The sequence below is a fragment of the Mitsuaria sp. RG genome (genome assembly GCF_028369275.1).
GTDB classification, from domain to species: Bacteria; Pseudomonadota; Gammaproteobacteria; order Pseudomonadales; family Pseudomonadaceae; genus Aquipseudomonas; species Aquipseudomonas peradeniyensis.
On record NZ_JAQMYQ010000033.1, the window covers coordinates 1 to 21,304 of the forward strand.

The window sequence follows — 21,304 nt, forward strand, 5'->3', positions numbered from 1 at the left end:
CCCCCCCCCCCCCCCCCCCCCCCCCCCCCCACGCTGCCCCAGTCAGATCAGAGAATTATGTTTTGTTCCATGAGAGCGGCCTTGTGCCGCGATGGGCTGCGAAGCAGCCCCATCAAGCAGATGGCTAGAGCCGGAACGCCCGCACCGCCGTATTCAACTCACCCCCCAGCTTGAGCAACTGCTCGCCCTGCTCACGCCCTTCGCCAATGCGCTGCAGGTTGTCCTCGCCCAGCTCATGAATCCGCTCGCTGTGATCGCGGATCTCGCTCACCGCGCCGGTCTGCTGCGCGGTCACATCGGCGATCCGCACCGCCGTGTCGGCAATGGTGCGGATGGCGCTGACGATCGCGTCCAGCGCGCCATCGGCCGACTGCGCCTGGTTGGCGGTGGCCTCGGCGTGCTCCAGCTGAGTGCGCATGCCGTCCACCGAACTGCGGGCGGCCTGCTGCAGGCGGTCGATCAACGCCTGGATCTCACCGGTGGCGCCGGTGGTGCGCTGGGCCAGCGAGCGCACTTCATCCGCGACCACGGCGAAGCCACGGCCCATCTCGCCGGCCCGGGCCGCTTCGATGGCGGCGTTGAGGGCCAGCAGGTTGGTCTGCTCGGCAATCGCCCGGATCACCGTGAGCACGCCACCGATGGTCGCCGACTCTTCCGCCAGTTGTTCGATCATCCGCGCGTTGCCCTGCACCTCGTCGACCAGCGAACGCAGGCCGGACAGGCTCTGGCCGATCACCGTCTGGCCCTGCTCCACGGCCCGGCCGGCATCGCGGCTGGCCTCGGCGGCGGCGCTGGCATCGCCGGCCACCTGCTGGATGGTCGCCTCCAGCTCACCCAGGGCGTCGCGGATCTGCGCCGTGTCGCCGGCCTGGCGCTCGGCGCCGTCGTGCAGGGCGCTGCTCATGCCGGCCAGGGCATGGCTGCTGCCGGCCACCTGTTCGGCGTTGTGGCGAATGGTGCCGACCAGCTCCACCAGGTACTGGCGCAGGCGGTTCAGCGATTCCTGGATATCGTGCAGCTCGCGGTTGGTGCGGCCCAGGGCGATGGCCTGGGCGAAGTCGCCCTCGGCCCAGCGCGACAGTGCTGGCGCCAGGCTGGTCAGGGTGCGTGCCAGGCGGCGCTGCAGGGTGTCGATCAGCAGGGCGATCAGCAGAATCAGGCCGATCATCAGGCCCTGGATCAGGCGCACCTCGCCGGCGATGGTGGCGTGCAGGCCGCGCACCTCGGGCTCGAGGCCAGCGATGGCCTGCTGCACCGCCTCCAGGCGCTCGCCGGTGCTGGCGGCCAGGGCGGCGCGGCGCTCGATCTGCTCGCGGGTGCGCTGCAGTTCGCCGGGGTAGCGACCGAGCAGGCTGTGCAGTTCGCGCTTGAGGCCCACGGCGACGTCTTCCTGCTGGCTGCTGGCCTGGGATTCCAGGCCCATCATCGCGGCGAAGTCGTCGGCGTTGGATTCGGCGGCGCGGGTCACCCCCAGCAGCGGCAGGCCGTCGATGGCTTGGGCCTGGGCGGCGATCAGCTGCAGTTCGCGCTCCACCTCGGCGGCCAGTTCGGCGCGGCCGCTGCTGACCAGCTTGTCGCGGGCCAGGGACAGCCGGCCCAGGTGCAGCGAGGCCTCCAGCAGCGGCGTCAGGTAGCGGCCGGCATCGCTGCTGGCGCTGTCGCGGGCGTAGCCGGCCAGTTGCTCGAGGTTCGCCCCCAGCTCCCGCTCGGCCTGCAGCAGCAGGGCCTGGGGATCGCCGGCCAGCTTGCCGGCGGCGAGCAGTTCGTTGGCGGTGAAGCCCTGCAGGCTGTCGAGGCTCGGGCGCAGCTTGGCCGACAGCTCCTGCGGCCATTCGGCCAGGGCGGCCTGCAACTGTTTGTTGGCCTCCATCGCCGCAGCATGGCGCAGGGCGTCGCCGCTGCCCAGGTAGGCCTGGATATTGCGCGCGGCGTCGTTCTGGAACTGCTGGGACAGGCCCAGGTAGCGCTCCATCAGTTGATAGGGACGTTCCAGGGCGCGTTGCGACCACCACAGGGTCGCGCCCAGGGCGATACACACGGTCACCAGCAACAGGGTGTTGAAATTGGTCAGCCACTTCAGGCGCATAGCCGCGAACTTCCTGCGGAGGGGGAGTGGAGAGGTCGGGGCCTGAAGTTATTGCGATTTTGTGACGGGGTGATGACGACGGAGGGTTGGCGCCATAAAAAAGTGGCACAGTGCCGGTATTGTTTGCCGGCTTCTCTCTGTAGGAGCGGCCTTGTGCCGCGAAAGGGCTGCGCAGCAGCCCCGGCAATTTCGAGGGTGGCTCAGAACCTGGGGCCGCTGCGCAGCCCTTTCGCGGCGCAAGGCCGCTCCTACAGAATCGAGTTAAATCAATGGGTTACGAGTTTTCCATGAGAGCGGCCCATGTCAGCGGCTACGGCTCGACCCTGACCACGCAGTTGCGCCCGGCATGCTTGGCCCGGTACAGCGCCTCGTCCGCCGCACTGGCCATGGTCAGCGCATCGAGGCTGTCGTCCAGCTGCACCACCCCGGCACTGAAGGTGCACTGCAGGTCATGCGGCTGCGCCGGGTAATGGATCTCGGCGAAGCGCCGGCGGATCTCGTCGAGCACCTTGTGCGCCGCCTCCAGCGCGGTGTTGGGCATAACGATGGCGAACTCCTCGCCGCCGTAGCGGCCGATGAAGTCGGTCTTGCGCAGGCGTTGCTTGAGGAACAGCGCCAGGCTCTTGATCACCCGGTCGCCCATGGGGTGGCCGTGGCGGTCGTTGATCTTCTTGAAGTGGTCGATGTCGAGCATGGCGAAGCTCAGCGGCTGCGCTTCGCGGCGGGCGCGGAAGCTGCAGTCCTCGAGCAGTTGCAGGATATGGGTGTGGTTGTACAGCCCGGTGAGGCTGTCGCGCACCATCCGCGCCTTGAGGTGGCGGGCGCGGGCGGCGCGGTTGCGCACGGTGGTCACCAGGTGCCGCGAGCGGATCGGCTTGGTGAGGAAGTCGTCGCCGCCTTCGCTCATGGCGTCGAGCTGCTTGTCCAGGTCGTCCTCGGCCGACAGGTAGATGATCGGCACGCTGACGTAGCGGTCGTTGTGGCGGATCACCTTGGCCAGCTCCGGGCCGGTGCACTCGGGCATGTACAGGTCGAGGATGATCAGGTCGGGCTGGAAGTCGGCCAGCTCGCTCATGGTGCGGATCGGCTCGGTCAGGGTGCGGGTGATGATCCCGGCGCTGTTGAGCAGGCGCTCGGTGTGCAGGGCCTGGGCGCGGGAATCGTCGATCACCAGCACGCGGAACGGGTCGTACTGGGTGGCGCTGGTCAGCAGTTCGAGTTTTTCCAGCAGGCTGGAGGCGTCCAGGGTGCCAGTGAGGAACTCCTGGCCGCCGGCGCGCACGGCGGCCAGGCGAGTCGGGGTGTCGGTCTCGTGCAGGCAGAAGAACAGCAATGGTACCGGCTGCTCCAGCCCCTGCTGGGCCTGGGCCGCCAGTTGCAGGCCGATGCCGCTGCCGGTGAAGTCCACGTCCATGACGATGGCCGACGGCAGGCGCTCGCTCATCGACGCCTGGAACGCCTCGGCGCTGCACAGCGCCTGCACGGTCAGGCCAAAGAACTCCAGCTGCTGGGCCAGGCGCTCGGCGCGGTCGTGGTCCTGCAGGACGATGTACACCGGTTTGCGCAGCGGCGGCAGGGGCACGTTGTCGAGCTGGTCGCCTTTGCGCAGGCCGGTGCGCGACAGGCGCTGCATCAGGCGGTTGAGTTCGCTGATCAGCTCGGAGTTGAGCCGCGCGCTGTTGGCTTCGATGGCACGCAGGGTCTGGCCGATGGCCGTCGACAGGCTGCCGTGCTCGGGCTGCTCGAAGCGCTCGGCGTAGCGCTGCAGGCGCAGGTTGGCTTCGCACAGCTCGCCCAGATCACCGCTGGACCACTCGCCACGCTGCAGGCGCTGCCAGATCTCGAGAATCTGCCGGGCCTGGTGGATCACCCGCTGGGCAAAGTGCTGCTTGAGGCGTTCGTGGCTCGGCTCGGCTGGCTGGGTCATGTCCTGACTACTTATGAGTGGGAGGGCGCAGGTTCAATGATGGCTCTATGCTAGCACTGCTTTTCCGACAAGCGAGTGCCTGGGGTCAACAAAGTGTTCAGGGACCGTCATTCAGTTGCCGACCCGATGGTCGCTTATACGAATGGCGGCGTCTGCTTTATAGTGCTGGCATGCGGGCTTGTCGTGGCACCCTGGCCGAGGCCTGTGGTCCAAGCCCTGAACCGTTCGTGACTGATTAAGGACAATGCCATGCTGGATTGGAAAAACCGCGAGGCCAAGGCCGAGCCCCGTGAGCGGGTCGAAACCCGTGGCGCCGCCACCCGTAGCTACCTCGGTGGCCTCTGGAGCCGTGCCCTGGGCACCCTGATCGGCCTCTACCTGCTGGTGTGCATCGGCCTGGGCTGGTACTGGAGCCAGGAGCCCGAGCTGTTCCCGGTGCAGCAGAACGCCCAGGCCGCCGCCGAGCGCAACGGCCAGCAGATGGTCATCGGCTACACCACCGTCGAGACCCTCAAGACCGTCGCCGGCACCTTGCTCGACAAACCGGGTGGCTACATCTCCAACGACCGCTTCCCACCAGGGCTGTGGATGGACAACATGCCGAGCTGGGAGTACGGCGTGCTGGTCCAGGTACGTGACCTGTCCCGCGCCCTGCGCAAGGATTTCGCCCGCTCCCAGTCGCAATCGACCGAGGACGCCGACCTGGCCAAGGCCGAGCCGCGTTTCAACTTCGACAACAAGAGCTGGATCCTGCCGTCCAGCGAGTCGGAGTTCGAAGAGGGCATCAAGTCGCTGAACCGTTACCAGACTCGTCTGGCCAAGGGTGACCAGGGCGCGATCTTCTACACCCGCGCCGACAACCTGAACAACTGGCTGGGCGACGTGGCCACCCGCCTGGGCTCGCTGTCGCAACGCCTGTCGGCCAGCGTCGGCCGGGTCAAGCTGAACAACACCCTGAAGACCGAGACCGTGGCCCCCGGCCAGGCGCCGCAGGTCGACGAGGAAGTGGTCGAGACCCCATGGCTGCAGATCGACAACGTGTTCTACGAAGCCCGCGGCCAGGCTTGGGCGCTGTCGCACCTGCTGCGCGCCATCGAGGTCGACTTCGCCGACGTGCTGGCGAAGAAGAACGCCACGGTCAGCGTGCGGCAGATCATCCGCGAGCTGGAAGCCTCGCAGGAAGCGCTGTGGAGCCCGATGGTGCTCAACGGTAGCGGCTTCGGCATGTGGGCCAACCACTCGCTGGTGATGGCCAACTACATCTCCCGGGCCAACGCCGCGGTCATCGACCTGCGCCAACTGCTGTCCCAGGGCTGATATGCCGACCAATCCTGCCGAGGTCGCGCACCGCGCGGCCTCCGACGCCGAGCTGGTGGCCTGGGTCGATGAGCATGACCAACTGCTCGGTGCCCTGCCACGGGCCGAGCTGCGCGAGCGCGGCCTGATCGGGCGCTGCACGTTCATTTTGCTGTTCAACGGCGCGGGTGAGCTGTGCGTGCACCGGCGCACCCTGAGCAAGGCGCTGTATCCCGGTTACTGGGATGTGGCGGCCGGCGGCATGGTCGGGGTGCAGGAGTCCTACGCCGAATCGGCGGCGCGGGAGCTTGCCGAGGAGCTGGGGGTGAGCGGCGTCGAGTTGGGTTTTCACGAGACCTTCTACTTCGAGCAGCCGGGCAACCGCTTGTGGTGCGCGGTGTATTCGGCGGTGTGGGACGGGCCGCTGCGCTTGCAGCCCGAGGAGGTCATCGAGGCGCGGTTCATCAGCGTCGAGCAGGCCCAGGCCGAAAGCGCAAAGCTGCCGTACTGCCCCGACTCGTTGGTGGCGTTGCAGCGGTACCAGGCTGGCCTGATCTGACCGATCGCGGGGCAAGCCCGCTCCCACGCAACTGCACTTGATACCGTGGGAGCGGGCTTGCCCCGCGATGAGGTTGCAAATTTTTCGTGAAATAGCGCAAGCCCGGAGCGCTACAAGGCCCGTGTTCAGTCGTAGGCGTACTGGTCGATCAGCCCGAGGCGCGGCACCTGTGTACCCGGTTGCAGGAGTGCGCCAGGCGCGATAACGGCGTTTGCCCCGATCTTGCAGCCGTCGCCGACCAGTGCGCCGAATTTGCTGACCGCTGTCTCCATGACCCCCTCGCCGTGGCGAATCCTGATGGGGGCGCCGTCCAGCTCGTTGCGATAGTTGGCGATGATGGCGCCGGCTTCGACATTGACCGTTGAGCCGATCAACGAGTCGCCGACGAAGTTGAAGTGCGCCAGCTTGCTGCCGTCGAGCATGAAGCTGCTTTTCAGCTCGCAGCTCGGGCCGACGACGCACTGGCTGCCCAGGTAGACCCCGCCCCGCAGGTAGGCCCCGGCGGCCACGAAGCAACCCGCGCCAATGATGATCGGGCCTTTCAGGACTGCGCCCGGTTCGACGGTCGCGGTCTCGTGGACCACGCAATCGCCCTGGCGCCGGTAGCCTGGCGGCAGCCTGCCCAGCAATGCCAGGACTTGGTTGTGGCTGTCCTGGGTCACCTGCCAGGCCATGGGCGGAGCCAGGCGCAGTTCGTGCCAGCGGGCAATGAATGCGCTGATGGCGGGAATTCTCATTGGGCGGTCTCCTGCATGAGGGCTGGCGAAGTCCGTACTATGGCGGCTGCTCCAGTCATTGCCATAAACGAATCGTTACCGGGTGTTGGAGCAAGGCGTCCTCGCTGCAGGCTCCAGGTTCGAGCTCGCGGGCAAGGTTGTAGCGCCGCAATGCGCCAGGTCGCAAAACATTCGTAAAATGGCGCAATCCTGTACTTAGCAACAGGCAGAATTATCGTTACACTGCGCGCCCTTTTCGGGCTGTCGCAGGACCTTGCGGCAGTAGCGCCGCCCCTGCCAGAGTGGGGCTTCGCGGTCGACACCCGTCGACCAGTTTTTTGTCCTCGGCACAGAGGAACAAAAGTGGCCAAGAAAGCTTCTTCCTTCGCCGCCCTTGGCGGTCTCGTATATTCCACCGACGCCGGTCGGCACTGTCCCGACTGTGGCCAGACGGTGGACGCCTGCATCTGCAAGCAGCAGGTCATCCCCGAAGGCGATGGCATTGCCCGTGTGCGTCGTGAAAGCAAAGGTCGCGGCGGCAAGACCGTGACCACCATCATCGGCGTGCCGCTGCCCCTCGAACAGCTCAAGGAGCTCGCCAGCACGCTCAAGCGTCGTTGCGGCACCGGCGGCGCGCTCAAGGATGGGGTCATCGAGATTCAGGGCGACCATGTCGAACTGTTGCTCGGCGAGCTGATCAAACAGGGCTTCAAGGCGAAAAAATCCGGCGGCTGAGGCCGTCGCGCGACTTTTCGCCCAGCGCTTTCTAAACTCGATGCCGTGGCCAGGGTCTATCCGGGGGCACGGACGATTCGTCATTTTCAGCTTCTACACTGCGCCCGCCACCTGATGGGGCAGTGTCTTGGACTTATCTATAGGGGACTTGAATGTCCGTACGACGCACACGCAAAGACGATGGTAGCCAATGGACCGTGGCCGACAGCCGCAGTGTTTATGGCATCCGCCATTGGGGCGCTGGTTATTTCGCCATCAATGAGGCCGGGCGCGTCGAAGTGCGCCCCAACGGCCCGGACAGCGCGCCGATCGACCTGTTCGAGCAGGTTCAGGAGCTGCGCCAGAGCGGTCTGTCGCTGCCACTGCTGGTCCGTTTCCCCGACATCCTGCAGGACCGCGTGCGTCAGCTGACCGGCGCCTTCGACGCCAACATCGCGCGCCTGGAATACCAGAGCCAGTACACCGCGCTGTACCCGATCAAGGTCAACCAGCAGGAAGCGGTGGTCGAGAACATCATCGCCACCCAGAACGTCTCCATCGGCCTGGAAGCCGGCTCCAAGCCCGAGCTACTGGCGGTGCTGGCGCTGGCGCCGAAGGGCGGCACCATCGTCTGCAACGGCTACAAGGACCGCGAGTTCATCCGCCTGGCGCTGATGGGCCAGAAGCTCGGCCACAACGTGTTCATCGTCATCGAGAAGGAATCCGAGGTCGCCCTGGTGATCGAGGAAGCCGCGGAGTTGAAGGTCAAGCCACAGGTCGGCCTGCGTGTGCGCCTGTCGTCGCTGGCCTCGAGCAAGTGGGCCGACACCGGCGGCGAGAAGTCCAAGTTTGGCCTGTCCGCCGCCCAGCTGATCTCGGTGGTGCAGCGCTTCCGTGACGCAGGCCTGGACCAGGGCATCCGCCTGCTGCACTTCCACATGGGTTCGCAGATCGCCAACCTGGCCGACTACCAGCACGGCTTCAAGGAAGCCATCCGTTACTACGGCGAGCTGCGTGCCCTGGGCCTGCCGGTCGATCACATCGACGTCGGCGGCGGCCTGGGCGTGGACTACGACGGCACCCACTCGCGCAACGCCAGCTCCATCAACTACGACATGGACGACTACGCCGGCGTGGTCGTCGGGATGCTCAAGGAGTTCTGCGACGCGCAGGGCCTGCCGCACCCGCACATCTTCTCCGAGAGTGGCCGCTCGCTGACCGCGCACCACGCCATGTTGGTGATCCAGGTGACCGACGTCGAGAGCCACAACGACGAGATGCCGACCATCGAGAACAAGGCGTCGCTGCCCGAGACCGTGCAGTGGCTGGCCGACCTGCTCGGCCCCACCGACATCGAGATGGTCACCGAGACCTACTGGCGCGCCACCCACTACATGGGCGACGTGGCCGCGCAGTACGCCGACGGCAAGCTGACCCTGGCCGAAAAGGCCCTGGCCGAGCAGTGCTACTTCGCCGTGTGCCGTCGCCTGCACAACTCGCTCAAGGCCCGCCAGCGCTCGCACCGCCAGGTGCTGGATGAGCTGAACGACAAGCTGGCCGACAAGTACATCTGCAACTTCTCGGTGTTCCAGAGCCTGCCCGACACCTGGGCCATCGGCCAGGTGCTGCCGATCATCCCGCTGCACCGCCTGGACGAGGAGCCGCTGCGCCGCGCCGTGCTGCAGGATTTGACCTGTGACTCCGACGGCAAGATCAACCAGTACGTCGACGAGCAGAGCATCGAGACCAGCATGCCGGTGCACGCGGTCAAGGAAGGCGAGGACTACCTGCTGGGCGTGTTCCTGGTGGGCGCGTACCAGGAGATCCTCGGCGACATGCACAACCTGTTCGGTGACACCGACTCGGTGAACATCTACCAGAACGCCGACGGCAGCGTTTACCACGCCGGCATCGAGACACACGACACCATCGAGGACATGCTGCGCTACGTGCACCTGTCGCCGGAGGAGTTGATGACCCATTACCGCGACAAGGTGGCCAGTGCACGGATCACCGCCCGCGAGCGCACGCAGTTCCTTGATGCGTTGCGGCTTGGGTTGACCCGGTCGTCGTACCTGTCTTCGTAATCGCCGGGGCCGCCTTGCGGCCCTTTCGCGGCACAAGGCCGCTCCTACAGGGAGAATGCATACCCTGTAGGAGCGGCCTTTGTGCCGCGAAAGGGCCTCACCGAAAGCACAATCTGAAACGCTTTCTTCTAAAGCTGTCCGCCCCATGCGACTACCTTTGAATGCAATGTTCAAGGGAGTGACTCATGGAGCATCAAGGTAACCACCGACTGCGTAGAGGGCGCTTTTCAGAGGCTGGTCGTCCGTACCTGCTTACAACCACTACCCGCAATCGCACGCCACTGTTCACTGACCTGCGTTTCGCCAGGGCAGTTATCCAGCAACTTCGCTTGAGCCAGCAGGAAGGCACTTGCCAGTCCTTGGCTTGGGTACTCATGCCTGATCACCTGCACTGGCTGGTTGAGCTCAGACAGGGCAGCTTGAGCAGTCTGATGCGTGCGTTCAAATCCAGAAGCAGTTGCGCACTCTTTCGTGTCGGAGTGGATCGTCAACGCGTCTGGCAACCCGGTTTTCATGATCGGGCATTGCGTCGAGACGACAACGTCAAGGCCGCTGCCCGCTACATTATCGCCAATCCCATTCGTGCCGGGCTGGTTCAGCGTGCCGGCGAGTATTCACATTGGGACTGTGTTTGGCTGTAAGTCCGCAGGTGAGGGCTGCGCCCTCATTTCGCGGCACAAGGCCGCTCCTACAGAAGACCGCGATCCCATGTAGGAGCGGCCTTGTGCCGCGAAAGGGCCGCAACGCGGCCCCAACGTCACCGAACCCAACGCCCCTTTTCCTGCAACCGCCACCCCACCCACCCCAACGTCCCCGCCCGCAACGCCATGAACCCCAGAAACGCCAGCCACAACCCATGGTTGCCAAGCCCACGCATGACAAACGCCACAGGCAGCGCGATCACCACCGACACCAGCATCGCATTGCGCATCTCCCGCGCCCGGGTGGCACCGATGAACAGCCCATCAAGCAGATAACTCCACACCGCCACCAACGGCAGCACCGCCAGATACGGCAGGTACGGATACGCCGCCTCGCGCACGCTGGCGATATCGGTCTGCAGGTCGATGAACAGATGGCCGCCCAGCAGGAACAGCACCGCGAACCCCAGGCTGACGATCAACGACCAACCGCAGGCCACCACCAGCGCCCGTTTCAGGGCGCCGCGATCACGGGCGCCGATGGCATGCCCGCACAGCGCCTCGACCGCATGGGCCAGGCCATCGAGGGCATAGGCGGTGAGCATCAGCCCGTTGAGCAGCAGTGCATTGGCCGCTACCGTCGCTTCGCCCAGCCGTGCGCCCTGCACGGTCAGCAGCAGGAATACCAGCTGCAACGCCAGGCTGCGCAGGAAGATATCGCGGTTCACCGCCAGCAAGGGCCGCCAGGCCTGCCAACGTTTCAGCGCGGCCCAGGCAATGTGCCCGGGGTAGGCGCGCAGCGCCGGGCGGGTGAGGGCCAGGCCGAGCAGGGCGGCGCTCCACTCGGCGATCACCGAGGCCCGTGCCGAGCCGACCACGCCCCAGTCCAGGCCGAGCACGAACCACAGGTTCAGGGCGATGTTCAGCAGGTTGGTGGTCAGCAGGATCGCCAGCGGCGCCCGGGCGTTCTGCGTGCCGAGGAACCAGCCGACCAGGGCGTAGCTGGCCAGCGCCGCCGGCAGGCCAAGCAGGCGAGTGTGGAAGAACGCCTCGGTGGAGGCATGCAGCGCCTCGCTGGGCTGCATCGCGTGCAGCGCCAGCTGGCTGAAGGGCAGGGCGAGCAGGCCGATCAGCAGGGCGAAGGCCAGTGCCAGCAGCAGCCCCTGCACCAGCACCTGGCGCAGCGCGGCGCCGTCGCCGCGGCCGGCGGCCTGGGCGGCGAAACCGGTAGAACCCATGCGCAGGAAGCCCATCAGCCCGACCATGAAGGTGAACAGCGTGGCGCCCACCGCCACCGCGCCCAACTGGTGGGCGTGGGGCAGGTGGCCGATCACCGTGCTGTCGACCAGCGCCACCAGCGGCACCGAGATGTTGGACAGGATCATTGGCGCGGCCAGGGCCCAGACCTTGTGGTGGGTGGGGCGGTCGCGCCAGGCGGTGGACAGTGAAGACATGCGAGGTCCTGAGGAACTCGGGGCTGCTGCGCAGCCCTTTCGCGGCACAAGGCCGCTCCTACAGGAAACTGCATGCCCCTGTAGGAGCGGCCTTGCGCCGCGAAAGGCGTGCGCAGCGCGCCCCATTGACGAATGGCCAGCATTCTACCCGCCCAGCAACCAATCGGCGCGAACAGGGTCTCACTTGCCGCGCATCGGCAGGTAAGCCGTGCACCGTTGCGCTATAGTTGCCCCCCTCACGTACACGCTGCCGAAGAGTCCCCTCTCAAATGCTCAACAAAGGATTGTTGCTGGCCTGCGCGCTGGCCTTGCTCAGTGCCTGTGATTCCTCCACGCCGGACAAGCCATCGGCCCCCGCCGATGCCGCTACCGCCGTTGCGCCCGCCGAAACCAAGGCGACCAAGCGCGAAGACCCGGCGCTGCTTGCCAAGCGCTACGCTGGTCGCGAGCTGACCGTGCTGGACGTCTCGGAAGTCCAGCTCGACGGCGCCAGCACCCTGTCGGTCAGCGTCTCCGCGCCGCTGGACGCCAACCAGGACTTCGCCGCCAAGCTGCACCTGGTCGACACCGTCAAGGGCAAGGTCGACGGTGCCTGGGAACTCTCCGACAACCAGATGGAACTGCGCCTGCGCCACCTGGAGCCGCAGCGCAAGATGGTCCTGACCATCGACAAGGGCCTGCTCTCGGTCAACGGCAACCAGCTTGAGACCGAATCGGTCAGCCGCTTCGAGACCCGCGACATGCAGCCCACCGTGGGCTTCGCCAGCCGCGGTTCGCTGCTGCCCACGCGCCTGGCCGAAGGCCTGCCGGTGATCGCCCTGAACGTCGACAAGGTCGATGTCGAGTTCTTCCGCATCAAGCCGGACATGCTCTCCAGCTTCCTGGTCAACTGGGGCCGCAACTCAAGCCTCTACTACTACCAGTCCAAGGAAACCCTGGAGATGGCCGAGCTGGTCTACAGCGGCCGCTTCGACCTCAACCCCGCGCGCAACACCCGCGAGACCGTGCTGCTGCCGATCGCCGGGATCAAGCCGCTGCAGGAGCCGGGCGTGTACCTGGCGGTGATGCGCGCCTCGGGCACCTATGACTATTCGCAGCCGGCGACCCTGTTCACCCTGAGCGACATCGGCGTTTCCGCGCACCGTTACCGCGACCGCCTGGACGTGTTCAGCCAGGCCCTTGAAGGTGGCAAGGCGCTCAAGGACGTCACCCTCGAACTGCACGACGACAAGGGCAAGCTGCTGGCCCAGGCCAAGACCGACGGCGACGGCCATGCCCAGCTGCCAATTACCGCCAAGGCCGATACCCTGATCGCCACCCAGGGCGTGCACACCACCCTGCTGCGCCTGAACACCGCTGCCCTGGACCTGGCCGAGTTCGACATCACCGGCCCCCAGGCCAACCCGCTGCAGTTCTTCATCTTCGGCCCGCGCGACCTCTATCGCCCGGGCGAGACCGTGCTGCTCAACGGCCTTCTGCGCGATCAGGACGGCAAGCCGGTCAAGGCCCAGCCGGTGAATGTGGAAGTGCGTCGTCCGGACGAACAGGTCAGCCGCAAGTTCGTCTGGGAGGCCGACAAGAACGGCCTGTTCCAGTACCAGTTGCAACTGGCCAGCGAGGCCCCGACCGGCCGCTGGCAACTGCTGCTGGACATGGGCGGTGGCCGCAAGCAGGTCTACGAATTCCTTGTCGAGGACTTCCTCCCAGAGCGCCTGGCGCTGGAGCTCAAGGGCAGCACCACGCCGCTGGCGCCGGATGAGACCGCCAGCATCCAGGTCAATGGCCGTTACCTCTACGGCGCGCCGGCTGCCGGCAACCGCCTCAGCGGCCAGGCCTACGTGCGCCCGCTGCGCGAAGCGGTGAAAACGCTGCCGGGCTACCAGTTCGGCGCGGTCACCGAGACCGACCTGAACCAGGACCTGGAACTGGACGAAGTCACCCTCGACCAGAACGGCAAGGCCCGCATCGACATCGAAAGCCGCTGGGCCGAGGCCCGTTCGCCGCTGCAACTGACCGTGCAGGCCAGCCTGCAGGAGTCCGGCGGCCGGCCGATCACCCGGCGCCTCGAACAGCCGATCTGGCCCGCCGACCGCCTGCCGGGCCTGCGCGGCCTGTTCGACGGCGAAGAGACCGACGGCGATGGCCCGGTGGAATTCGAGTTCCTGGTGGCCGACCGCAACGGCAAGAAGCTCGCCGCCGACAACCTGAAGGTGCGCCTGATCCGCGAGCGCCGCGACTACTACTGGAACTACTCGCAGAGCGATGGCTGGAGCTACAACTACAACGAGAAATTCCTCACCCAGGCTGAGGAAACCGTCAGCGTGAAGGCCGGCTCCACCGCCAAGCTGAACTTCCAGGTGGAGTGGGGCCCGTACCGCGTCGAGGTCGAAGACCCGCAGACTGGCCTGGTCTCCAGCGCGCGCTTCTGGGCCGGCTACCGTGCCCAGGACAACGCCGAGGGCGGCGCCGTGCGCCCCGACCAGGTCAAGATCGCCCTGGACAAGCCCGCCTACAAGGAAGGCGGCACCGCCAAGGTCACCGTCACTCCGCCGGCCGCCGGCAGCGGCTACCTGATGATCGAGTCCGCCGATGGTCCGCTGTGGTGGCAGGAGATCGACGTACCTGCCGAGGGCAAGACCTTCGACGTCGAGCTGGACAAGAAGTGGGCGCGCCACGACCTGTACATCAGCGCCCTGGTGATCCGCCCGGGCGAGCGCAAGGCCAACGCCACGCCGAAACGCGCCGTGGGTGTGCTGCACCTGCCGCTGGACCGCGCCGAGCGCAAGCTGGCCGTGTCGCTGCAGGCGCCGGAGAAAATGCGACCCAAGCAGCCGCTGACCGTGAAGTTCAAGGCGGTCAACGCCGACGGCAGCGTGCCGAAGCAGGTGCATGTGCTGCTGTCCGCCGTGGATGTGGGCATCCTCAACATCACCGATTTCAAGACCCCCGACCCGTTCGCCAGCCTGTTCGGCCGCAAGGCCTATGGCGCCGACCAGCTGGACATCTACGGCCAGCTGATCGAGGCCGGCCAGGGCCGCCTGGCCAGCCTCGCCTTCGGTGGTGACGCTGCCATGGCCAAGGGCGGCAAGCGCCCGAACACCACGGTGACCATCGTCGCCCAGCAGAGCCTGCCGGTGACCCTCGACGAGAAGGGCGAAGGCCAGGCCACTGTCGAAATTCCCGACTTCAACGGTGAACTGCGCCTGATGGCCCAGGCCTGGACCGAGGAACACTTCGGCATGGCCGAAGGCAAGACCGTGGTCGCCGCGCCGCTGATCGCCGAACTGTCCGCGCCGCGCTTCCTCGCCGGCGGTGACCGCACCCGGCTGGCGCTGGACCTGGCCAACCTGTCCGGCCGCGACCAGCAACTGAGCGTGCAGATGATCGCCGAAGGCCAGTTGAGCCTGGTTGGCGGTGCCCAGCAGAACTTCACTCTGGCCGAAGGCCAGCGCACCACCCTGATGATTCCGGTGCAGGCCCAGGGCGGTCTGGGCCAGGGCAAGGTGCGGGTGCAGGTCAATGGTCTGCAACTGCCGAGCGAGCCGGCCAACACCTTCGAACGCGAATGGACCCTCGGTGTGCGCCCGGCCTACCCGGCGATGCTCAAGCACTATCGCGTGGCCCTGAAGGACCAACCCTGGAGCCTGCCGGACAGCGACCTGGCCGAGTTCGAGCCAGCGGGCCTGGAAGCGAGCCTGGCGTTGTCGAGCCGCCCACCGCTGAACCTGGCCGAGCAGATCCGCGCCCTGGAAGCCTACCCCTACGGCTGCCTGGAGCAGACCACCAGTGGCCTGTACCCGTCGCTGTACGCCGATGCCGACAGCCTCAAGCGCCTGGGCATCAAGGGCGAGCCGACCGATGTGCGCAAGCGCAAGATCGAGATGGGCATCGAGCACCTGCTGGGCATGCAGCGTTACAACGGCAGCTTCGGCCTGTGGAGCTCGGACAGCGAGGAAGAGTACTGGCTGACCGCCTACGTCACCGACTTCCTGCTGCGCGCCCGCGAGCAAGGCTACGGCGTGCCGGCCGAAGTACTGAAGAAGGCCAGCGAGCGCCTGCTGCGTTATGTGCAGGAGCGCAACCTGATCGAAGTCGACTACAGCCAGAACGCCGACCACACCCGCTTCGCCGTGCAGGCCTACGCCGGCCTGGTGCTGGCGCGCAGCCAACAGGCGCCGCTGGGTGCCCTGCGCAGCCTGTTCGAGCGCCGCTCTGACGCACGCTCCGGCTTGCCGCTGGTGCAACTGGCGGTGGCGCTGGACAAGATGGGCGACAAGCAGCGTTCGCAGCAGGCATTGCAGGCAGGCCTGGCCGTGACACGCGGCAAAGGCTGGATGGCCGACTACGGCAGCGCCCTGCGTGACCAGGCGCTGATCCTCGCCCTGCTGCAGGAGAACAACCTTGCCGGCAACCAGGTCGACCAACGCCTGTTCGGCCTGTCCGACGAGCTGGCCGCTAACCGCTGGCTGTCCACTCAGGAGCGCAACGCGCTGTTCCTCGCCGGCCGTGGCCTGCTGGGCAAGCCGGAAGGCAACTGGAAAGCCCGCCTGGACAGCGCCGGTGAAGTGCGCGAGTTCGACAACAACGACTCGGGCATGAAGCTCGAAGGCCCGCTGTTGGCCTCGCCGTTGACCGTGCAGAACCAGGGTGGCGACACCCTGTACCAGCAGCTGACCCTGTCCGGCTACCCGCGCCAGGCCCCGGCCGCCAGCGGCAACGGCATGGAGATCCGCCGCGAGTACCTGGGCATGAACGGCCAGGCACTGGATGTGCGCAACCTGCGCAGCGGCGACCTGGTGCTGGTGCACCTGGCGCTCAAGGCCCAGGACCAGGTGCCGGATGCCCTGGTGGTCGACCTGTTGCCGGCGGGCCTGGAGCTTGAAAACCAGAACCTGGCGCAGAGCGCCGCCAGCCTGGACAACGCCAGCAGTGCGGTGAAGCAGTGGCGCGAGTCGATGCAGAACGCCAGCGTGGTGCACCAGGAGTACCGTGACGACCGCTACGTGGCCGCGCTCAAGCTCGACAGCTACGGCACCACCCACCTGCTGTACCTGGCCCGCGCGGTGACCCCGGGCAGCTACCGCATCCCGCCGCCGCAGGTGGAGTCGATGTACCGGCCGAACCTGCAGGCGATTGGCGATAGCCAGGGCGAAATGGTGGTACGCGCCCGCTGAGGCAACGCGCCCCCTGTAGGAGCGGCCTTGTGCCGCGAAAGGGCCGCGCAGCGGCCCCCCGATCTCGACGTCAATGCGAGAATCGCCGGGGCTGCTACGCAGCCCTTTCGCGGCACAAGGCCGCTCCTACAGGGCTTTCAGTGCACCACCCAACTCAACACCCACAACCCCAGCAGCGCCCAGATGATCCCGAGGATGATCGACGCCCGCATGAACGCGCGCACTGCCGAGTACAGCAGCATCAGGCCAACGATCAGCGCCAGGATGCTGACCAGCGAGGTGTCCATGCCCAGCGTGCGCGCCAGGCCGTCGATGAAATTGCCGCCGGCGTTGGCCAGCAGGTTGAACAACCCGCTCAGGCCGTCGACGATAAAACGGATCACCGAACCCAGTACCTGGCCCAGCCACTCGAAAAAACCTTCTACATGCATAGTCGCTTCCTGATCAACGAATCGGCGATTCCCAGCCTTTGGCCATCACCTGGCCCGGTCGGTTCCCGATGCCAAGCTTAGCGCGCCCAGGTCTGCTCAAGCTGCTGCGGCGTGTCGCCATCACCCTGTTGGCGACCATGGCCCTGCTGTGGGTGGCCGACCGGATCTGGCCGCTGCCCATGCCCGGCGACGACCTGGCGCGGGTGGTGCTGGCCGAGGACGGCACGCCGCTGTGGCGCTTCGCCGACGCCGACGGCGTGTGGCGCTACCCGGTCGGCCCGGACGAGGTCTCGCCGCTGTACCTTGAAGCCTTGCTGGCCTACGAGGACCGCTGGTTCTACCACCACCCGGGGGTCAACCCCATGGCCCTGGCCCGGGCGGCCTGGCTCAACCTGCGCGGCGGGCGGGTGGTGTCCGGCGGCAGCACCCTGTCGATGCAGGTGGCGCGCCTGCTCGATCCGCACGACCGTACCCTGGCCGGCAAGCTGCGCCAGCTGTGGCGCACGGCGCAGCTGGAGTGGCACCTGTCCAAGGCCGAGATCCTCCAGCTGTACCTGAACCGGGCGCCGTTCGGCGGCACCCTGCAGGGCGTGGCTGCGGCCAGCTGGGCCTACCTGGGCAAGTCGCCGAAACACCTGACCCCGGCCGAGGCCGCGCTGCTTGCCGTGCTGCCCCAGGCGCCGAGCCGCCTGCGCCCGGACCGGCATCCCGAGCGTGCCCAGCGCGCCCGGGACAAGGTGTTGCAACGCCTGGCCGAGTACCAGGTGTGGCCGGCCCAGCGCATCGACGAGGCCCGCGAAGAGCCGCTGCTGCTGGCGCCCCGCCAGGAACCGGCGCTGGCGCCCTTGCTGGCGCGGCGGTTGAACACGCCGGACAGCCCGCCGCTGATCCGCACCACCCTCGACGCCGCCCTGCAACGGCGCCTCGAAGACCTGCTGATGGGCTGGCGCGCGCGCCTGCCCGAGCGCACCTCGGCGGCGTTGCTGGTGGTGGAGACCCAGAGCATGGCGGTGCGCGCCTATCTCGGCTCCATCGACCTGAGTGACGAGCGCCGCTTCGGCCACGTGGACATGATCCACGCCCTGCGCTCGCCCGGCTCGACCCTCAAACCATTCCTCTATGCCATGGCCATGGACGACGGCCTGATCCATTCCGAATCGCTGCTGCAGGATGTGCCCCGGCGCTATGGCGACTACCGCCCCGGCAACTTCTCCATGGGCTTCAGCGGCCCGGTGTCGGCCAGCTCGGCGCTGGCGCTGTCGCTCAACCTGCCGGCGGTGCAGTTGCTCGAGGCCTATGGTCCGAAACGCTTCGCCGCGCAGATGCGCATGGGCGGCATGCCGCTGGTGCTGCCGCCGCTGGCCGAGCCGAACCTTTCGCTGATCCTCGGTGGCGCGGGCAGCCGCCTGGAAGACCTGGTCGGTGGCTATGCCGCGTTCGGCCGAGGCGGCAACAGCGCGAAGATTCGCCTGCAACCCCAGGACCCGCTGGTGGAGCGCCGCCTGCTGTCACCGGGCTCGGCCTGGATCACCCGGCGCATCCTCAGCGGCCTGGCCCGGCCGGACCGCGACCCCCATGCCGAACTGGTGCAGCGCCCGCAACTGGCCTGGAAGACCGGCACCAGCTACGGCTTTCGCGACGCCTGGTCGGTGGGCATAGGCCCGCGTTACCTGATCGGTGTGTGGATCGGCCGCCCCGACGGCACCCCGGTGCCGGGCCAGTTCGGCCTGGCCTCGGCGGCGCCGTTGATGCTGCAGGTGCACGACCTGCTGAGCAATCGCGACAGCCAGCGCGGCATCGAGGTGCCGGTCGAGCCGGTGCCGGCGTCGGTGGGCGTGGCGGCGATTTGTTGGCCCCTGGGCCAGCCGATGAACCGCCAGGACCCCAACTGCCGCCGCCAGCGTTTCGCCTGGACCCTGGACGGCACCACCCCGCCGACCTTGCTGGCGGCCGACCAGCCCCTGGGGCTGGGTTTGCGCGAGACGGCGTGGCTCAACGACCAGGGACTGCGCGTTGATGCCGCTTGCCCAGGTGCCAAGGTCTACGATGTCGCCTTGTGGCCGGCCCCGCTGGAACCCTGGCTGCCCCGGGCCGAGCGCCGCGCAGCGCGGCTACCCGCCGTGGACCCGGCCTGCCCGCCGCAGCAGGTGGCCAGCGCGCCGCCGCTGTCGATCGTCGGCGTGCGCTCCGGCGACAACCTGCGCCGCCCGGCCACCAGTCACGAGCCTTTGCAGTTGCGGGTGTCGGCGTTGGGCGGTGCGGGGCGGCGCTGGTGGTTCCTGAATGGTCAGCCGCTGGGTGAGACCCAGGGGCAGGACAGTTTGCCGGTGCGATTCGAACAGGCCGGCAGCATCGAGTTGAGTGCGTTGGATGAGAGCGGTGAGACGGCGCGGGTGGCGTTTCAGGTTAGTGAGTGAGGTTGCCTCTCGCTGCACTGTAGGAGCGGGTATCCAGTTTTTCAGGGAGCGCTCCGTATGATCCGTCAACCTGACCATGGATAGTCATGCAGCGACAGGAGTGTCAAAATCAGAGACGGGCTATTACATGGAAAGCTTGCCCGAGCGAAGTTTTTCACGCAGCCCCGTGGTGGTGAGAAATGATAGAATGTGCAGTCACTTGTTCAGTGGCCCTCTGCAGTACTCATCGGTCCCATGTTGAACGGGGCTCGATACGTAGTGCCGTGGCCCAAGGCCAATCGCTACGCTGTCTGATAAATTTAATTATCTTGTCTGAAATTTAGTAAGTACGTATGAATATGGCTTTCGGCCTGCGTCAGACTGTATAATGTAAAGTCAAAAACTTTTGGTCTTGTGTAGTTCTTTGCAATTGCAGGTGATATGCCTATTGAATATGCTTCATGTTCTGGAATATGTCTGCTGTAGGTTTTAATTGCGGTGTGTAGGTGTTCGGGGAATACACCGGTTATCGTGCCTCCGAAGAAATTTCCTGTTTCGGGTGAGGCACCGTTTTGTAAGCTCAATACTGTGGTAGAGTCTAGTATGTCTAGGATTTCTGCTATTTTTTGCCACGATTGGGCCTTGGCGATATCCAGTTCCTTTGGAGGTTGAGCTCTCCAGAATTTTGCATATGATTCTGGATCCATATTTCCTGATATTTTGTCTACATTTTCCAATGACTTGTCAGCAGCGCTTAGTCTTGCGAGGTTATTTTGGGTGGCTTTGAAGAATGACCAAAACTGTTCCGTACTATTTTTGGCTGAATTTTTGATGAAGGCCTTTCTTGCCAGGTTCTGAAGTGTTGGGGGCTCTCGCATTCGACCTGTGCGGTCTATAAAGTTAACCGGGTCACCTGAGCAGTACATATAGCAGTTTATCCCCCCTCTACCAAAAGGGCTCAGCGCATCCGGTGACCTAAAGCGCATTAGCGTTTGAGCATAAGTGCGCACGCCATTTCCCAATATGTAATGCCCGCCCAAGGCCTCCAGCAGCTCACTCACGAAGCCTGTCTTGCAGGCTTCCGGAGTAACAGAAGGCTTATCGCCATAAACCGTATAGCTGCGGCTATTACGCTGATGGTCGCTTTGTGTCGTCAGTACACTCCCTGCTCTGTCCACACCTAGCAGGGTTGTGGGGTGCTGATTCTGTCTGGCTTCGTTCACGGGTGCCATGACGTCTCCGCAGATGTTTACCGTGATTTTGGTTTCAATGCTAAGAGGGGGCGGTTTTTCAGGAAACTGGCAAAACTGATAGGTGCTACAGATGAGCCGCCTGAGCTTCAGGCCATCAGCTCAAGCGGCGGGGCGGTCATGGCGGGACAGGTGGCGTCTGCAGGTTGGCAGTTCTGAACTGCGGCGCCGACTTGCCCCGCGAAGTGTTTCGTTGAGTCAGTGCTTCATGCCGAGCTCGGCATCATCCATCAATGCCTTGGCCAGCGCGCTCAGGTAGTACGACGCCCAGAGCAGCTGGGGCTTCTCCTCCATGATCCCGGTGATGGTCAGGTCGCGTACGCAGCCCATCAACTCCGAGGCCTGGTCGCGGGCATGCTGGCAGGGGATGCCGGGTTCGATGCAGAACAGCGGGTCGGTCATGCCTTCGCCTTGGTAGAACTTGGTCTTGCCGGCAGTGGTGGGGGTGTTGTCTGTGGTCATGATTGTTCTCCCTGAAATGGTCGGTGCGTGTGCGGGCGCTATCGCGGGGCAAGCCCGCTCCCACGCCAGGATTTCGCTGGATTCGGCTGCATGGGAGCGGGCTTGCCCCGC

Annotated in this window: 14 protein-coding genes; 7 read left to right on the top strand and 7 right to left on the bottom strand. The window is 65.8% G+C overall.

The features are described 5' to 3' along the window. Positions 1 to 124 precede the first annotated feature (124 nt). Both POF53_RS17890 and POF53_RS17895 read right to left on the bottom strand, forming a co-directional pair. A complete protein-coding gene (locus tag POF53_RS17890; protein WP_232857082.1) occupies positions 125 to 2,086 on the bottom strand; it encodes a methyl-accepting chemotaxis protein in 1,962 nt (653 codons plus the stop codon). Positions 2,087 to 2,396: 310 nt separating this feature from the next. Then, positions 2,397 to 4,013 carry a diguanylate cyclase gene (locus POF53_RS17895; RefSeq protein WP_232857080.1) on the bottom strand — a complete coding sequence of 539 codons (1,617 nt, stop codon included), beginning with the start codon at positions 4,011 to 4,013 and terminating at the stop codon, positions 2,397 to 2,399. 249 nt (positions 4,014 to 4,262) lie between these two features. Between POF53_RS17895 and POF53_RS17900 the strand changes: the two genes are divergently transcribed. Together POF53_RS17900 and POF53_RS17905 are read left to right on the top strand one after the other, a co-directional pair. Continuing rightward, the gene (locus POF53_RS17900; RefSeq protein ID WP_062572768.1) at positions 4,263 to 5,330 is read left to right on the top strand and encodes a DUF2333 family protein; all 1,068 of its coding nucleotides are present in this window, start codon (positions 4,263 to 4,265) and stop codon (positions 5,328 to 5,330) included. 1 nt (position 5,331) lies between these two features. Further along, positions 5,332 to 5,868 carry an NUDIX hydrolase gene (locus POF53_RS17905; protein WP_203650325.1) on the top strand — a complete coding sequence of 179 codons (537 nt, stop codon included), beginning with the start codon at positions 5,332 to 5,334 and terminating at the stop codon, positions 5,866 to 5,868. 125 nt (positions 5,869 to 5,993) lie between these two features. Here POF53_RS17905 and POF53_RS17910 read toward each other — a convergent pair whose 3' ends face one another. Beyond that, positions 5,994 to 6,605: a DapH/DapD/GlmU-related protein gene (locus tag POF53_RS17910; RefSeq protein ID WP_475859752.1), complete on the bottom strand. Its 612-nt coding sequence runs from the start codon at positions 6,603 to 6,605 to the stop codon at positions 5,994 to 5,996. 342 nt (positions 6,606 to 6,947) lie between these two features. On the opposite strand from POF53_RS17910, the gene POF53_RS17915 reads away from it, so the two are divergent. The 3 genes from POF53_RS17915 to POF53_RS17925 all read left to right on the top strand — a co-directional run bounded on the left by POF53_RS17915 (position 6,948) and on the right by POF53_RS17925 (position 10,026). Next, positions 6,948 to 7,319, top strand: a complete 372-nt coding sequence (locus POF53_RS17915) for a translation initiation factor Sui1 (protein WP_498968787.1) — start codon at positions 6,948 to 6,950, stop codon at positions 7,317 to 7,319. 152 nt (positions 7,320 to 7,471) lie between these two features. After that, entirely contained in the window at positions 7,472 to 9,385 is a 1,914-nt protein-coding gene (gene speA / locus POF53_RS17920; RefSeq protein WP_186714976.1) for an arginine decarboxylase, read from the top strand. Between the two features lie 185 nt (positions 9,386 to 9,570). Continuing rightward, a complete protein-coding gene (locus POF53_RS17925) occupies positions 9,571 to 10,026 on the top strand; it encodes an REP-associated tyrosine transposase (protein ID WP_232857103.1) in 456 nt (151 codons plus the stop codon). Positions 10,027 to 10,142: 116 nt separating this feature from the next. Here the strand turns inward: POF53_RS17925 and POF53_RS17930 are convergent, their stop codons facing one another. Then, complete coding sequence (locus tag POF53_RS17930) at positions 10,143 to 11,480, bottom strand: MATE family efflux transporter (protein ID WP_498968790.1); 1,338 nt, start codon at positions 11,478 to 11,480, stop codon at positions 10,143 to 10,145. Positions 11,481 to 11,749: 269 nt separating this feature from the next. On the opposite strand from POF53_RS17930, the gene POF53_RS17935 reads away from it, so the two are divergent. Then, the gene (locus tag POF53_RS17935) at positions 11,750 to 16,654 is read left to right on the top strand and encodes an alpha-2-macroglobulin (protein ID WP_498968792.1); all 4,905 of its coding nucleotides are present in this window, start codon (positions 11,750 to 11,752) and stop codon (positions 16,652 to 16,654) included. Between the two features lie 137 nt (positions 16,655 to 16,791). Here POF53_RS17935 and POF53_RS17940 read toward each other — a convergent pair whose 3' ends face one another. Next, positions 16,792 to 17,085 carry a hypothetical protein gene (locus tag POF53_RS17940; RefSeq protein ID WP_110735938.1) on the bottom strand — a complete coding sequence of 98 codons (294 nt, stop codon included), beginning with the start codon at positions 17,083 to 17,085 and terminating at the stop codon, positions 16,792 to 16,794. Between the two features lie 68 nt (positions 17,086 to 17,153). On the opposite strand from POF53_RS17940, the gene pbpC reads away from it, so the two are divergent. Continuing rightward, positions 17,154 to 19,502 (top strand): peptidoglycan glycosyltransferase PbpC, encoded by a 2,349-nt coding sequence (pbpC, locus tag POF53_RS17945; protein WP_498968794.1) that lies wholly within the window; start codon positions 17,154 to 17,156, stop codon positions 19,500 to 19,502. Positions 19,503 to 19,801: 299 nt separating this feature from the next. On the opposite strand, the gene POF53_RS17950 is transcribed toward pbpC, so the two are convergent. Then, entirely contained in the window at positions 19,802 to 20,713 is a 912-nt protein-coding gene (locus POF53_RS17950; protein WP_498968797.1) for an RHS repeat-associated core domain-containing protein, read from the bottom strand. A gap of 216 nt (positions 20,714 to 20,929) precedes the next feature. Beyond that, the gene (locus tag POF53_RS17955; protein WP_102685470.1) at positions 20,930 to 21,193 is read right to left on the bottom strand and encodes a DUF3077 domain-containing protein; all 264 of its coding nucleotides are present in this window, start codon (positions 21,191 to 21,193) and stop codon (positions 20,930 to 20,932) included. Positions 21,194 to 21,304: the final 111 nt, after the last annotated feature.

Bases quoted from the DNA above. Each gene is read 5' to 3' on its own strand.
- POF53_RS17890 (WP_232857082.1), bottom strand. From the start codon at position 2,086: ATGCGCCTGAAGTGGCTGACCAATTTCAACACCCTGTTGCTGGTGACC.
- POF53_RS17895 (WP_232857080.1), bottom strand. From the start codon at position 4,013: ATGACCCAGCCAGCCGAGCCGAGCCACGAACGCCTCAAGCAGCACTTT.
- POF53_RS17900 (WP_062572768.1), top strand. From the start codon at position 4,263: ATGCTGGATTGGAAAAACCGCGAGGCCAAGGCCGAGCCCCGTGAGCGG.
- POF53_RS17905 (WP_203650325.1), top strand. From the start codon at position 5,332: ATGCCGACCAATCCTGCCGAGGTCGCGCACCGCGCGGCCTCCGACGCC.
- POF53_RS17910 (WP_475859752.1), bottom strand. From the start codon at position 6,605: ATGAGAATTCCCGCCATCAGCGCATTCATTGCCCGCTGGCACGAACTG.
- speA (WP_186714976.1), top strand. From the start codon at position 7,472: ATGTCCGTACGACGCACACGCAAAGACGATGGTAGCCAATGGACCGTG.
- POF53_RS17925 (WP_232857103.1), top strand. From the start codon at position 9,571: ATGGAGCATCAAGGTAACCACCGACTGCGTAGAGGGCGCTTTTCAGAG.
- POF53_RS17930 (WP_498968790.1), bottom strand. From the start codon at position 11,480: ATGTCTTCACTGTCCACCGCCTGGCGCGACCGCCCCACCCACCACAAG.
- POF53_RS17935 (WP_498968792.1), top strand. From the start codon at position 11,750: ATGCTCAACAAAGGATTGTTGCTGGCCTGCGCGCTGGCCTTGCTCAGT.
- POF53_RS17940 (WP_110735938.1), bottom strand. From the start codon at position 17,085: ATGCATGTAGAAGGTTTTTTCGAGTGGCTGGGCCAGGTACTGGGTTCG.
- pbpC (WP_498968794.1), top strand. From the start codon at position 17,154: ATGCCAAGCTTAGCGCGCCCAGGTCTGCTCAAGCTGCTGCGGCGTGTC.
- POF53_RS17950 (WP_498968797.1), bottom strand. From the start codon at position 20,713: ATGGCACCCGTGAACGAAGCCAGACAGAATCAGCACCCCACAACCCTG.
- POF53_RS17955 (WP_102685470.1), bottom strand. From the start codon at position 21,193: ATGACCACAGACAACACCCCCACCACTGCCGGCAAGACCAAGTTCTAC.